Origin of the sequence: Sphingomonas lacunae, from assembly GCF_012979535.1 — a bacterium.
Lineage (GTDB): Bacteria > Pseudomonadota > Alphaproteobacteria > Sphingomonadales > Sphingomonadaceae > Sphingopyxis > Sphingopyxis lacunae.
The window spans coordinates 2,473,886-2,488,120 of sequence record NZ_CP053015.1; the positions used below are offsets into that span (position 1 = coordinate 2,473,886).

The window sequence follows — 14,235 nt, forward strand, 5'->3', positions numbered from 1 at the left end:
TTGGTTCTCCTGCGCAAGCAGGCGTAGGGACAAAACCGAACCACGAGCATAACAGCAGTCAGGAACCTGACGAATGGCAACAGCCACGCACGACATCACCACGTCCGACTCTTTGAACAATCCGGCATCGGAGGCCGTCGTTGTCCGCTTTGCGGGCGATAGCGGCGACGGCATGCAGTTGACCGGCGGGCAGTTCACACTGTCCACCGCATTGAGCGGCAATGACCTTGCGACTTTCCCGGATTTTCCGGCTGAAATTCGTGCGCCGCAGGGCACCTTGTTTGGTGTCTCCGCTTTCCAGATCAATTTCGGTTCGGACGAGATTGATACGGCGGGTGATGCCCCCGACGTGCTGGTCGCCATGAATCCGGCGGCGCTCAAGACCAATGTCGGCGCGCTGAAGCCCGGAGGGCTGATCATCGCCGACATCGGCGAGTTCAACGAGCGCAATCTGGCCAAGGCGAAATATGCTGCCAACCCAATCGAGGACGGCAGCCTCGCCAAGTGGCAGGTGGTGCCGATCAACATTTCGCAACTGACCCTCGAAGCGGTGAAGCCGTTTGGCCTTGGCAACAAGGAGGCGCTGCGCTGCAAGAATATGTGGACGCTGGGCCTGGCGTTATGGATGTTCGACCGTGACCGTGCACCGCTGGTCGAATGGCTCAAGGGCAAGTTCGCCAAGAAGCCGGTGCTGGCCGAGGCCAATATCGCCGCGCTCAACGCGGGCCATGCCTATGGCGAAACAACCGAAATCGGCGGCGACCTGACGCAGAAACATGTTGCGCCGGCGCCTGTGTCACCCGGTCTCTATCGGACCATGACCGGCGCAGAAGCCATTGCCTATGGTCTGGTGGCCGGCGCGCAACTCGCCGATGTGAAGATGTTCTTTGGCGGCTATCCGATCACGCCTGCCTCATCGATCCTGCACTATCTCTCGGGCCTCAAGGAATATGGCATCACCACATTCCAGGCGGAAGACGAGATTGCCGCCATCGCCAGCGCCATCGGCGCCAGCTATGCCGGGCAGCTTGGCGTCACCAGTTCGTCGGGACCCGGTATTGCGCTCAAGGGTGAGGCGATGGGCCTCGCCATCATGACCGAATTGCCGCTGGTGATCATCAACTCGCAGCGCGGCGGCCCGTCGACCGGATTGCCGACCAAGACCGAGCAGTCAGACCTGTATCAAGCGGTTTATGGCCGTAATGGCGACGCACCGATGCCTGTAATCGCGGCCCGTTCACCCGGCGACGCGTTCGATTGCGCCATCGAAGCCTGCCGCATCGCCACGCAATATATGACGCCGGTGATGCTGCTGACCGATGGCTATATCGCCAACGCCGCCGAGCCGTGGAAGGTGCCGGACCTGTCAACCTATGACAGCTTCCCGGTGCAATTCCTTGAAGAAGTGCCCGAAGGTGGCTTCCTGCCTTACGCGCGCAACAACCATCTGGCACGCCCTTGGGTCAAGCCGGGGACGCCGGGCCTGTTGCACCGCATCGGCGGCATTGAAAAGCAGGTCGGTACGGGCAACCTCGACTATTCGCCCGAAAACCATCAGGCGATGACCGATTTGCGCCAGGCGAAGGTGGCCGGCATCAGCGTGCCCGACCAGCAACTGCAACTGGGCGAGGCAGGCGATGACCTGGTCGTCGTCGGCTGGGGCTCGACCTATGGCCCGATCCATCAGGCAGTTCGTCGCGCGAGGGCACAAGGCAAGAAGGTAGCGCACTTGCACATCCGCCACATCAACCCGATGCCGGCAAACATGGGCGACCTGCTGCGTTCTTTCGGCAAGATCATCGTGCCGGAGATGAATACAGGTCAGCTCAAGACTGTGCTTCGCGACCAATTCCTCGTTGATGCCAAGCCGCTCAACAAGGTGTCCGGCCAACCCTTCACCATAGCTGAAATCGAAGCCGCCATCGCGGGAGAACTCGCATGAACGACATGACCCCCATCGCACGCGCCACCACGCCCAAGGATTGGGAAACCGATCAGGAAGTCCGCTGGTGCCCCGGTTGCGGCGACTATGCGATCCTCAAGGCGGTGCAGCGCACCATGCCGGAGATAGGCGGCACGCCGGAGAACACCGTGTTCGTCAGCGGCATCGGCTGCTCGTCGCGCTTCCCCTATTATATGGAAACCTATGGCTTCCACACCATCCATGGCCGTGCACCGGCTGTTGCCACGGGTGTGAAACTCGCGAACCCGGACCTCGACGTCTGGGTGATTTCGGGTGACGGGGACGCACTGTCTATTGGTGGCAACCACACCTTCCACCTGTTGCGCCGCAATCTCGATTGCCAGTTCTTGCTGTTCAACAACGAGATTTACGGCCTGACCAAGGGCCAATATTCACCGACCTCGGCGGTGGGCACGCGCAGCCCCTCGACCCCCTATGGTTCGGTGGACCGCCCGGCCCAGGCCTGTGCCTTTGCACTGGGCGCCGGTGCCCGTTTCGTCGCCCGTTCCTATGACGTCGCCAAGCAGACGGTCGACGTGCTCAAAGCTGCCCATGCCCACAAGGGCGCGAGCTTTGTCGAAATTTTCCAGAACTGCATCGTCTACAATGAAGATGTGTTCGCCGGATTTACCGACAAGGCGAACAGCGGCCACCAGCTGTGGCTCAAGCATGGCGAGCCCATGCTGTTCGGCAATGCCAAGGCGGGTGAGAACAAGGGCATTGCCCTCGACCGTGATCGCCTCGAGCTCAAGGTTGTCGATGTTGTCGATGGCGACTGGCAGGCGGCTGGCGTGCTGGTCCACGATGAGACCAACCGTTCGATCGCCCACATGCTGGTCGAGATGAAGTTCGGTGAATTCCCGATGGCCCTCGGCGTGCTCTACAATGATCCGGCACCGACCTTTGACGATGCGGTGATCGAACAGAATGCCAAAGCCAGCGAAGGCAAGACACCGAACCTCGCCAACCTGCTCAAGAAGGGGCAGACTTGGCAGGTCGCTGGCTGACGATGTGTGTGGGAGCGGCCTTGGCGGCGATATTCGCTGCTCTGGCCGCTTCGCCCGCAGCGGCAGATGGGCCGTCAGTGCCGATTGCCAGTTTGCAGCAGCCTCCACCAACAGCCAATGGGCCATGGGGTCCGCTAGCGCTGGTGGTCATCGACCGTGACCGGGCTCGACCTTCTGGCGGTTACTATTGCCCGCCGACAGAGGACCCCGAAGACATCTGCCTCGGCTATGAAATTGTCGAAGGCGGCGGCGAGATCATCCGTTACCTGGCTCCGCCAACAGAAGGATGGCAAAGGACCGGCCGTCGCCAACGTTTCCGCTTCACCGGCGGTCATGCCGTGCGCTGGGTAGACTCGCCGCGATCAGTCGCGATAATCGAACAGACTGAAGCGGGACACCGCTGGGTGGCATGGTCCACGCCGCTCCAGCGGGGCTGGGCCTGTTTTCCGCAAACCGTCATTGACCATTTTCAGTTGGTACCGTCGCAACCGTGGCAAGACCATGAAGGCGAAGAAAATTGCATTAGGGTCCGCGGAAGCCATTGATGCCATTGCCAACAGGATTGTTTCTCTACACACAAGAGGGATTCTGGTTCTGATTGAGCGAGTTTTCCTTGGACAATATCACCCATAGCCTGATCGGTGCCGTCCTGGGCCAGGCCGGTCTCAAGCGCCTGTCGGGCATGGGCATGCCGACCCTGATTATCGCCGCCAATATTCCCGACATCGATGCCGCCTGCTTCTTTTGGCTCGAGGGTCAGGAACATTTGGGTTTCCGGCGCGGTATCACGCATGGACCGATTGCTCTGCTGCTGTTACCGCTTGCCTTGACCGCCATCATGATCGCCTATGACCGGTGGCAAGCCAGGAAGGGCACGCGGCCGAGAGAACGGCTGCCTGTCCGATTTGTCCCGCTCTATCTGTTGGCGCTGATCGGCACGATCAGCCATCCTTTTTTCGACTGGCTTAACAACTATGGCATCCGCCTGTTGGAACCATTTTCGTCGCGCTGGTTCTATGGTGATAGCCTGTTCATCATTGATGTGTGGATGTGGACAGGCCTCGGCCTGTCCTATTGGATATCCCGTCGGCGCGAACGGGCGCGCCGGACGGATTGGCGGAGGCCAGCCCTGTTCGGACTGGCAGCCTTGGCGACCTATGTCCTGATGAACATGGCTATCAGCACGATCGCTGAACGAATGATCCGTACACAGCTGCTTTCGGCTGGGGTCACCCCCACACTGGTTGTTGCCAGTCCACCACCCCTTCTGTTCTGGCAGCGCGACGTTTTCTGGCGCAATGACGAGCGATACGGCCGGGGTAAGGTCAATCTGCTTGGGGACAGTGATGTGGACAGCATTGGCAATTCTACCGGGATGAACGACGCGCTGATACAGGCAGCTGTTGGCAAGGACAGCAGTGCAGCTGCGTTTCTCTTTTGGGCGCGGATGCCATTCGCTTATCGGGACGGAGGCAACCTCGTCATCGGCGACCAGCGCTTTTCCGATGAACTCGCCGCAGGTCGATTCAGTATTGCCATTCCGCTGACCGCTTCCGGACCGGCGCAGCGACAGGCCGGTCAATGAGCGCGCCACAAATCGTCTGGTTCCGTCGTGACCTTCGCCTTGCTGATCAGGCCGCACTGGCGGCCGCTGCGGCAGCAGGCCCAGTAATCCCGGTCTACATTCTCGACGATGAAACACCTCGCCATCGGCGCATGGGGGCCGCGTCACGGTGGTGGTTGCATCATAGCCTGACCGCCCTTGCTCGGCAGCTGGACGAGAGGGGATCGAGGCTGATCCTGCGTTCAGGCAGTGCGGCCGAAAATCTGGCAAAGCTGGTTGCGGAAACAGGGGCTTCGTCCATTCATGCGCTGCACCACTATGAGCCGTGGTGGCGCAATGCCGAGACCGCATTGCGAAAGGCCTTGCCACCCGGCGTGCAGTTGCACCTTCATCACGGCAATTATCTGTTGCCCCCGGGCAGTGTCAAAACGGGTTCCGGGACGGACTTCAAGATCTACACGCCCTTTTGGCGGGCATTGAACCAGCATATGCCCCCGTCTGCTCCGCTGTCTGCGCCGAGAGCAATGACCGTTCCTTTAAGATGGCCTGCCAGCGAAGCGTTGGACGCGTGGCGGCTGTTACCGCGCCATCCAGATTGGGCGACCGGATTTGGGGACTGGACTCCGGGAGAAGCCGGCGCCCTGGCCCAATTGGAGTGGTTCGAGCCATTCGCTAGCCGCTATGACAGCCGGCGCAACCTGCCTTCGGTTGAAGGCAGCAGCCGGTTGAGCCCGCACCTTCATTTTGGTGAAGTGTCGCCCGCCACCGTCTGGCACCGACTGATGGGGAAGGGCGGAGAAGTTGAGACCTATCTGAAAGAACTGGTCTGGCGGGATTATGCCCAGAATTTGATCCTCTCCATGCCCGATTATGGCAACCGCAACGGCAAGAGCCAATTTGACGCACTTCCATGGCGCGATATCGAGCAACCGACTGTCGCGGCAGAGCTGCTCGCCTGGCAACAGGGCCGTACCGGCTATCCCATCGTCGATGCCGGGATGCGACAGCTTTGGACGACAGGGTGGATGCACAATCGCGTGCGGATGATCGCAGCGTCATTCCTGATCAAGCATCTGTTGATTGACTGGCGAGTAGGCGAGCAATGGTTTTGGGATACGCTGGTTGACGCAGATTATGCCAGCAATGCCGCCAACTGGCAGTGGGTCGCCGGCAGTGGCGTTGACGCAAACATGTTCGTGAGGATCATGGCGCCGCTAAGCCAGTCGGAGAAGTTCGACGCTGGCGCCTATATACGTCGGTGGGTTCCTGAGTTACGGGAACTGCCTGAGCCATGGCTGCATGATCCCACCGGTCATGGCCAGTGGGTAAGGGGCTATCCCAAGGCGATCATCGGCCACCGCGAGGCCCGCGAGCGGGCGCTTGCGGCCTTTGCCGGCATCAAGGGTGGTTAGGCCGACAGTGTCAATTGTGAAACATTGCCAGCCCCGATGGCTTGGGGCAGAGTCGTGCGCATGAACGCGCCACGGCCAGCGCCATTGCACGCCTCACATCAAGGGAGAGGCCAGCATTTGATAAAGGCCGACCGGGGGTTTTCCTCGGGTGGTCTGTTTGCCCGGTTGGCGGTGATTGTGCCGGCCTGGCTGTTCCATCGCATTCTTGATCGGCTGGACGCAGCCTTTGATCATGGTCGCATAGACGGCCGGTTGCCTGATGGGACCATCCGGGTAATTGGCGGACGGGGACCAGGGCCCCAAGCCAGTATCGATCTGCACAGCTGGGCCGCACTGATGCGCTTGCTTCTCAGCGGATCAGTGGGGTGGTTCAAATCCTGGATGGCAGGGGAGTGGGAAAGCGACGATCCTGTAACGCTGTTAGCCGCCTTTTCTGCGAACCGGCATAAGCTAGCCTCAATAGGGCGCGCGCGGGGACCGATGCGGTGGCTAAACCATCTCCATCATCTCTGGCGGCGCAATAGCCGCTCTGGTGCCGTGCGAAACATTCATGCCCATTATGATCTGGGCAATGATTTTTATGCTGCATGGCTCGGAAAGACGATGGTGTATTCCAGCGCGCTCTTTGATGCTGATCATCCGGAAGAGGCACTGGACAAGGCGCAGTTGCGCAAGATTGACGCGGCACTCGATCGGCTGGACTTGGTCGAGGGACAGCATCTGCTGGAAATCGGCTGTGGTTGGGGCGCGCTGGGTGTCCGGGCGATGGAAAGGCATGGCGTTACCTATACGGGCCTGACGCTTAGCGAAGAGCAAGCCGCATGGGCAGCCCCGCTCGTCGGCCCCAATGGCAGAGTGGTGCTTCGCGATTATCGCGACGAGACAGGGCTGTATGACGCAATTGCCAGTATCGAAATGGTCGAGGCTGTCGGGCAATCCTATTGGCCGGACTATCTTGATGCCATTGCCCGCCGGCTCAAACCCGGTGGGCGCGCGGTCATCCAATATATCTCGATCGATGACGCCCTGTTCGATAGCTATGCCGCCAATGCCGACTTTATTCAGACCTACATATTTCCTGGCGGTTGCCTCATTTCGGTGAGCCGATTCAAGGAATTGGCCGACAAGGCGGGCTTGCATTGGCAAGACCAGACCGATTTCCCGATCGATTATGCCGAAACCCTCCAACGTTGGCGCCAGGCTTATGACGTGGCGGTAGCGGCGGGGCGGCTTTCCGCTTTCCCTGCTGATTTCCATCGCCTGTGGCGATTTTATCTGATTTACTGCGAAGCCGGCTTCCGCGGCGGCGGCATCAGTGTGGCGCAGGCCACCTTGTGCAAACCGCGGGAGCAGGCGCAATGATAACGGTCGGTGCCAAACCGGCGAAGAGAGGGGCCCAGCCATGAAATTGATCCGCACTATCGCCATGACAGCCACTGCTCTGGTGGGCATCGGCGCACTGGCGGGATGCACACCCGCACCGCCGCCGATGACGACCGCGGGTGGTCAGCCGATTGTCGAATTGCCGAGGGACATGAATGTCCTGTTCTGGACCCAGCCCCAGCGCGACCTCGCTTTTCGTATGTTTGACACTGTCGCGCCGGCCCGAACCATCCGTGCGGGTGGGCAAGTGATGGCCTTGCCGCACGGTGCGCCACTCAATCCGGTTTGGGAAGCGGACGGTCGCAGTTGGACCGTGGACAGTCATATGGCGGACCAGCGCTTGGCTGGGCTGATCATCATCCAGGATGGGCGTATCCGGCTTGAGCGTTATGGCCTGGGTTTTTCGGGGGCAGGCCGATGGACAAGCTTTTCCGTCGCCAAATCCTTTACCTCGACCCTGGTCGGCGCAGCTGTTCAGGACGGCTATATCACTTCGCTCGATGCACCGGTAACTCGCTATATCCCGGAACTGGCCGGCAGCGGCTATGATGGCGTGACGGTGGCCCAGCTATTGGCCATGCAGTCGGGTGTGCGCTGGAATGAGGATTATACCGACCCGAACAGCGACGTGGCCTTGTTCAACCTGCAACAACCTGCAGACGGGCTTGATCCGGTCACAGCCTATATGCGACGGCTGCCCCGGGCTCATGCACCGGGCACACGCTGGAATTACAATACCGGTGAAACCAATCTTATCGGTGTTCTCGTTGAACGTGCGACCGGCAAGGCGCTTGCTGATTATCTCAGCGAGAAAGTCTGGCAACCTTTTGGGATGGAAGCCGATGCAGCCTGGGTGCTCAACAGCGGCGGGCGGGAGATCAGCGGCTGCTGCATGTCCATCTCTCTGCGCGATTACGGCCGCTTCGGCATGTTCGTATTGGGCGGCGGACGGGCAGGTGACCGGCAGATTGTGCCGCAAGGCTGGTTCGATGCAGCCGGTCGCAAGCAAGCGGAAATCGGCCGTCCCGGTGCCGGCTATGGCTACCAATGGTGGACATTCGACGACGGCAGCTTTTCTGCCCAAGGCATATTCGGGCAGGGGATATTCATTGACCCCTCGCGCAAACTGGTGATTGCCGGTGTTGGCAATTGGCCAACAGCAACCGATCCGGTCATGGCTCAACGGCGCCATGCCTTTTATCAGGCAGTTCGTGCTGCGGTGGACAGTCGCTGAGCGCTATTTCGGCACGGCCACAAAGGCGGTGGAAGCAAAGCTGTTGCTGACGAGATCGGCAACAGCCTGCCCGACCACCGCCGGATCCTTGAGCGATGCGGGGTCCTCCCCGGGATAGGCGCGCGCCCGCATCGTGGTTCGGGTCGCGCCGGGATCAACAATTGCTGTCCGTACATTGGAGATGTTCTTCATCTCCTCGCCAAAAGTGGTGACGATATTCTCGAGAGCGGCCTTTGACGCGGCGTAGCTGCCCCAATAAGCGCGCGGTGTCCGTGCGACGCTAGACGTCAGGGCAATCAGCTTTCCGGCAGCGGCACGCCGCAACAGTGGCTCGAACGCTGCAATCATCGCTTGCTGCGCAATCACATTGAGCGTGAAGAGCTTTGTCATCTCTTTGAGGTCGGTCGCCGCAACCGGGGCTAATGTCCCCAGCATCGCGGCATTGAGCACCAATATGTCCAGATGCTGCCACCGTTGAGAAATAGCCGCAGCCAGCCGCGCGATATTGTCACCATCGGCCATGTCGAGTGGGGCGATGGTCGCATGGCCACCCGCAGCATGGATCCGATCCTCAACCAGCTCCAAAGCGGCTGCATCCCGTGCAACGAGGATGACATGCGCGCCTTCGGTGGCCAATGCTTCGGCAATCGCCGCGCCAATGCCCCGGCTTGCGCCTGTCACCAACGCCACCTGTCCATCGAGCCGGGCCATCAGTTCACCCGCTCGGCAAGCAGCGAGAATTGGTTTTCGAGGCCGAACTCGTCCTGATCAGTCAATGGTGTCGGATAATCGCCGGTGAAGCAGGCATCGCAATATTGCGGCTGCGCCATGTTCCGCTGTCCCTCCCCAACTGCGCGGTACAATCCGTCAATCGACACAAAGGCAAGGCTGTCAGCCTGGATGAACGTGTTCATTTCCTGAATGTCATGCTTCGCTGCAAGCAGCTTGGATCGTTCCGGCGTATCAACCCCGTAAAAACAGCTGTGGCGCGTTGGCGGGCTGGCGATACGCATGTGCACCTCTGCCGCGCCGGCATCACGCATCATTTGGACGATCTTGAGGCTGGTTGTTCCGCGCACGATGCTATCATCGATCAGGACGATCCGGCGTCCTTCAACAAGGGCACGGTTGGCATTGTGCTTGAGCTTGACGCCAAGGTGGCGAACCTGATCCCCAGGGGAGATGAACGTGCGTCCGACATAGTGCGAACGAATGATACCGAGTTCGAATGGAATTCCTGACGTCTGGGCAAATCCAATGGCAGCCGGCGTCCCTGAATCGGGTACGGGGATGACATAATCCGCATCCACAGGGCTTTCGAGGGCAAGTTGCTCACCGATCGCCTTGCGCACCGAATAGACTGAAGTTCCATCGACGATCGAGTCCGGCCGCGAAAAATAGACATGTTCAAAGATACAGGGGCGCTGGTGCTGCTGTTCAAATGGCCGAATGGAGCGGACCTCACCTTTTTGCACGATGACCAGTTCGCCCGGATCAACCGCTCGGACAAACTCGGCGCCGACCACATCAAAGGCAACCGTTTCCGAAGCAAAGAGCCAGGCCTCTCCGAGCTTGCCCATCACCAGCGGACGAACGCCCAGCGGGTCGCGGCAGGCGATCATGCCTTCACTGGTCAAGCAGATGAGCGAGTAGGCGCCTTCCACCTGCTTGAGCGCATCGATGAACCGGTCGAGCAGCGAGCGGTAACTTGAGGTCGCCAGCAAATGGATGATGACTTCCGTATCGCTGGTCGACTGAAAGATCGATCCGCGGCGGACCAGCGCCTTGCGGAGGGTTCCGGCATTGGAAATATTGCCATTGTGGGCGATGGCAAAGCCGCCGGATGAAAGGTCGGCAAACAGCGGCTGCACATTGCGCAGGGCTGATGCGCCTGTGGTGGAATAGCGGACATGGCCGACCGCATTGGAGCCGCCAAGCGTGTCAATCACGTCTTCGCTGTCGAAATTGCCGGCAACATGCCCCATGGCCCGCCGAGCGTGAAATTCCTCACCATCAAAGCTGACAATCCCGGCGGCTTCCTGGCCACGATGCTGAAGAGCATGAAGGCCAAGCGCGGTAACAGCTGCCGCCGAATCACTGCCGGCAATGCCAAAGATGCCGCACTCTTCGTGCAGCTTGTCGTCGTCAAACGGATTGGTGGTCAGCATGGGCACCCGGCGAATAATTCCGCGAAGGAAGAGGCAGTTGCCGCGCATATAGGCAGGACATTCGCATTTGTCGCCCCTCGATTGCAGCTTTCTGCATCGTCGAATGGCTTGACAGTTGGACTGGCTGGCGACTTACGATGGCGTTATGACCAACGATGTCGAAACCGGACTGTTCCTTCGCCCCAAATTCGGTCCGGACGGATTATTGACTGCTGTCGCCACTGACCGCGAAACCGGCACCTTGCTGATGGTGGCGCATATGAATCAGCAAGCGCTTGAAGCCACTTTGGCAACCGGCGAAGCTCACTTTTGGTCGCGCAGTCGCCAGACCCAGTGGAAGAAGGGTGAAAGCAGTGGCCATGTGCTGCGCGTTGTCGACATGCGTATCGACTGCGATCAGGATGCTGTCTGGCTGATTGTCGAGCCGGCGGGGCCGACCTGTCATACGGGAGCAGTCAGTTGCTTTTATCGCAGGGTTCGCACTGACAGCACGCTGGAGAGAATCGATTGAAGCAGACGGCGCTTTTGGGGCTGTCAGCCTTGCTGCTTCTTTCCTGTCGCGAACAGGAGGCGGAAAGGCCGTCTATAGATGCCGCCAATCCTATAGAACGGGCGGCTCGGGAAGCCAATCTGGTCGAAGATCCCGATAGCAGCCCGCCCACTGGCCTGTATGAACGGCGCCATATCTCGGGTCGCGATGCCTTGTGCATCGTTCCCCAGGGTCTTGGCGGCTATCGCTTTGGCATGATCGCCAGCTTCGGCACCGAACTCATGTGTCAGGGCCAGGGAACTGCGACGCAGAACGGAACGCGTCTGAAACTCGTCTTTTCAGATATCCAATGTGAAATTGAAGCGGTGTATGATGGTCGATCGGTGCGGATGCCGGGTACTGTTCCTGCCGGTTGTGCAGAGATTTGCGGCCCACGGGCCTCCCTGTCCGGAGTTGCAGTGTCGCGGGTAGGCTGGAGCGAGGACGAGGCGATGACATTACAGTCGCGCCGTGAAGCGGATCGCGGTCAACCGCTCTGCCAACGATAATTTAGCAAAATTGTGCAAAGGCCCATCACGCTTCGCCGAACTTTGCAAAGCAGATTGACGTTCACGTTAACGTCAAATAGATTTGACCTATGCAAAGCGAATATGGTCAGTCCCACATCGACACCGTGGATGAAGCGGGCAGGGAAAGCTACTCGATCACCGATCTGTCGACCGAATTCGGTGTGACGGCGCGCGCATTGCGCTTTTACGAGGATGAAGGGCTGATCGCGCCCTCACGTCGCGGGATAGCGCGCATTTATTCAAAGCGGGACCGGGCGCGTCTCGCATGGATACTGCGCGCCAAGCGTGTCGGTTTCAGCCTGTCGGAAATCCGGGAGATGATTGACCTTTACGACATTGGCGACAACCGGCGGACCCAGCGCGAAGTCACCATTGAAATGTGTCGTGAACGGATCAACTTCCTTAAGCGGCAACGCGATGACATCGACAGCTCGATGGAAGAACTCGAACAGTTCATTCGGGTGGTCGAAGAGGCCAATACAAAAGGCTGATCGCTTCGCCTTGTCTTGCGGTCCATCGTGGCCGAATCTGAGTTCCCCCCGGTACCGGCGCCTCCTGGTGACGGTTGACCGTCTGATTGAGAGGACCAAGCCATGCCTACATACAAGGCTCCTGTCACTGACACCTTGTTCATTCTGAATGACGTTCTGTCCATCGACCGCTATGCCAATCTGCCCGGCTTCGCCAACGCCAGCGCCGATATGGTAGAAGCCGTGTTGGAAGAAGGTGGCCGCTTTTGCAGCGAAGTGCTGGCCCCGCTCAATGCGATTGGTGACAAGGAAGGTTGTACCCGTCACGCCGACGGCAGCGTGACGACACCGACCGGGTTCAAGGATGCCTTTGCCCAATATGTCGAGGCAGGATGGCCTTTGCTCGGCATTCCTGAAGAATTTGGCGGGCAGGGTATGCCCCACGTCATCACCTGTGTGATGGAGGAATATACCAACGCAGCCAACCAGGCATTTGCCATGTATCCGGGACTGACCCAGGGCGCGATTGCCGCGATTCTGGCCAAGGGCTCGGACGAGCAGAAGGCCAAATATGTGCCGAACATGGCATCGTGCAAATGGGGCGGTACCATGAACCTGACCGAGCCCCATTGCGGCACCGACCTTGGCCTGATCCGTACCCGCGCGGTCCCCAATGGCGACGGCAGCTATGCGATTAGCGGGACCAAGATTTTCATTTCATCCGGCGAGCATGACCTGACCGAGAACATCATCCACCTGGTGCTGGCCAAGACGCCTGACGCGCCCGACAGTGTGAAGGGCATCAGCCTCTTCATCGTGCCGAAGTTCCTGGTGAACGACGATGGCTCCCTCGGTGCGCGCAACAGCCTGTCGTGCGGCAGTATCGAGCACAAGATGGGTATCCACGGCAACGCCACCTGCGTCATGAATTATGACGGCGCGACCGGCTATATGGTCGGTGAGGAGAACAAGGGCCTCGCCGCGATGTTCATCATGATGAACGCGGCGCGGCTTGGAGTCGGCATCCAGGGTAATGCGCTGGCCGATGTCGCGTTCCAGAATGCGGTCGCCTATGCGCAGGATCGCCGTCAGGGCCGCGCGCTGACCGGACCGGCGGAACCTGAGCAAAAGGCCGACACCCTTTTTGTCCATCCAGACGTTCGCCGGATGCTTATGGAGGCAAAGGCGATCACGGAAGGTATGCGCGCCCTGTGCCTGTGGGGCGGCCTTCAGGTTGATCTCAGCCATGTCGCCGAAACCGAGGAAGAGCGGCAGACCGCAGACGATCTGATCAGTCTGCTAACCCCGGTGATCAAGGGCTATGGCACCGACAAGGGCTATGAAATCGCCACCAATGCGCAACAGGTCTATGGCGGCCATGGCTATATCGAGGAATGGGGCATGGAACAGTTTGTTCGCGATGCCCGCATCACCATGATCTATGAAGGTGCCAATGGCGTACAGGCAATGGACCTTGTCGGTCGCAAGCTGGCGCAAAATGGCGGTCGCGCGGTGCAGGCCTTTTTCGCCATCGTCGACAAAGAATGTGCAGCCGCCAAGGGCGATGCCGTCCTGACGGACTTTGCTTCACGGCTCGAAAAGGCCAATGGCGAGCTCAAGGCCGCCACCATGTGGTTCATGCAGCATGGCATGACCAATCCGAACAATGTCGGTGCGGGTGCTCACAGCTATATGCACATCATGGGCATCGTCTCGCTGGGCCTGATGTGGCTGCGCATGGCCTCTGCCGCACAGGTCAAATTGGCAGCGGGAGGGGGGAATACTTCGTTCCTCGAAGCCAAATTGGCAACGGCTCGCTTCTTTGCAGAGCGTGTCATGCCAGAAGCCGGATCACTGCGTCGCAAGATTGAGGGAGGTTGCGACAGCCTGATGGCATTGCGGCCTGATCAGTTCATCGCAGCCTGATCGGCAATCCCGCGCTTTTGGTTCCCCAGTCATCGGCCCTGGTGTCACG

General features: G+C 59.6%; 13 protein-coding genes. 11 read left to right on the plus strand and 2 right to left on the minus strand.

Annotated elements, in window-relative coordinates; all coding sequences use genetic code 11:
• Positions 1 to 73 precede the first annotated feature (73 nt).
• The 7 genes from GV829_RS11865 to GV829_RS11895 all read left to right on the plus strand — a co-directional run bounded on the left by GV829_RS11865 (position 74) and on the right by GV829_RS11895 (position 8,563).
• Entirely contained in the window at positions 74 to 1,942 is a 1,869-nt protein-coding gene (locus tag GV829_RS11865) for a 2-oxoacid:acceptor oxidoreductase subunit alpha (protein WP_169946928.1), read from the plus strand.
• Positions 1,939 to 2,970 (plus strand): 2-oxoacid:ferredoxin oxidoreductase subunit beta, encoded by a 1,032-nt coding sequence (locus GV829_RS11870; RefSeq protein ID WP_169946930.1) that lies wholly within the window; start codon positions 1,939 to 1,941, stop codon positions 2,968 to 2,970. The genes GV829_RS11865 and GV829_RS11870 overlap by 4 nt, the downstream gene beginning before the upstream one ends.
• Positions 2,952 to 3,515: a hypothetical protein gene (locus GV829_RS11875; protein ID WP_169946932.1), complete on the plus strand. Its 564-nt coding sequence runs from the start codon at positions 2,952 to 2,954 to the stop codon at positions 3,513 to 3,515. The genes GV829_RS11870 and GV829_RS11875 overlap by 19 nt, the downstream gene beginning before the upstream one ends.
• Before the next feature lie 53 nt (positions 3,516 to 3,568).
• On the plus strand, positions 3,569 to 4,555 hold the full coding sequence (locus GV829_RS11880; protein ID WP_246202859.1) for a metal-dependent hydrolase: 987 nt from the start codon (positions 3,569 to 3,571) through the stop codon (positions 4,553 to 4,555).
• On the plus strand, positions 4,552 to 5,946 hold the full coding sequence (locus GV829_RS11885) for a cryptochrome/photolyase family protein (RefSeq protein ID WP_169946934.1): 1,395 nt from the start codon (positions 4,552 to 4,554) through the stop codon (positions 5,944 to 5,946). The genes GV829_RS11880 and GV829_RS11885 overlap by 4 nt, the downstream gene beginning before the upstream one ends.
• A gap of 84 nt (positions 5,947 to 6,030) precedes the next feature.
• Positions 6,031 to 7,308 carry a class I SAM-dependent methyltransferase gene (locus tag GV829_RS11890; RefSeq protein WP_425505455.1) on the plus strand — a complete coding sequence of 426 codons (1,278 nt, stop codon included), beginning with the start codon at positions 6,031 to 6,033 and terminating at the stop codon, positions 7,306 to 7,308.
• Between the two features lie 40 nt (positions 7,309 to 7,348).
• Positions 7,349 to 8,563: a serine hydrolase domain-containing protein gene (locus GV829_RS11895; RefSeq protein ID WP_246202861.1), complete on the plus strand. Its 1,215-nt coding sequence runs from the start codon at positions 7,349 to 7,351 to the stop codon at positions 8,561 to 8,563.
• A gap of 3 nt (positions 8,564 to 8,566) precedes the next feature.
• Here the strand turns inward: GV829_RS11895 and GV829_RS11900 are convergent, their stop codons facing one another.
• Positions 8,567 to 9,274 carry an SDR family NAD(P)-dependent oxidoreductase gene (locus tag GV829_RS11900; RefSeq protein WP_169946938.1) on the minus strand — a complete coding sequence of 236 codons (708 nt, stop codon included), beginning with the start codon at positions 9,272 to 9,274 and terminating at the stop codon, positions 8,567 to 8,569.
• Positions 9,274 to 10,731, minus strand: a complete 1,458-nt coding sequence (gene purF / locus GV829_RS11905; protein WP_169946940.1) for an amidophosphoribosyltransferase — start codon at positions 10,729 to 10,731, stop codon at positions 9,274 to 9,276. The genes GV829_RS11900 and purF overlap by 1 nt, the downstream gene beginning before the upstream one ends.
• A gap of 145 nt (positions 10,732 to 10,876) precedes the next feature.
• On the opposite strand from purF, the gene hisI reads away from it, so the two are divergent.
• The 4 genes from hisI to GV829_RS11925 all read left to right on the plus strand — a co-directional run bounded on the left by hisI (position 10,877) and on the right by GV829_RS11925 (position 14,186).
• Positions 10,877 to 11,242 carry a phosphoribosyl-AMP cyclohydrolase gene (gene hisI / locus GV829_RS11910; RefSeq protein WP_169946942.1) on the plus strand — a complete coding sequence of 122 codons (366 nt, stop codon included), beginning with the start codon at positions 10,877 to 10,879 and terminating at the stop codon, positions 11,240 to 11,242.
• Complete coding sequence (locus GV829_RS11915; protein WP_169946944.1) at positions 11,239 to 11,769, plus strand: hypothetical protein; 531 nt, start codon at positions 11,239 to 11,241, stop codon at positions 11,767 to 11,769. The genes hisI and GV829_RS11915 overlap by 4 nt, the downstream gene beginning before the upstream one ends.
• A gap of 89 nt (positions 11,770 to 11,858) precedes the next feature.
• Complete coding sequence (locus GV829_RS11920; RefSeq protein ID WP_169946946.1) at positions 11,859 to 12,281, plus strand: MerR family transcriptional regulator; 423 nt, start codon at positions 11,859 to 11,861, stop codon at positions 12,279 to 12,281.
• A 102-nt stretch (positions 12,282 to 12,383) separates the two neighbouring features.
• Positions 12,384 to 14,186, plus strand: a complete 1,803-nt coding sequence (locus GV829_RS11925; RefSeq protein WP_169946949.1) for an acyl-CoA dehydrogenase C-terminal domain-containing protein — start codon at positions 12,384 to 12,386, stop codon at positions 14,184 to 14,186.
• Positions 14,187 to 14,235: the final 49 nt, after the last annotated feature.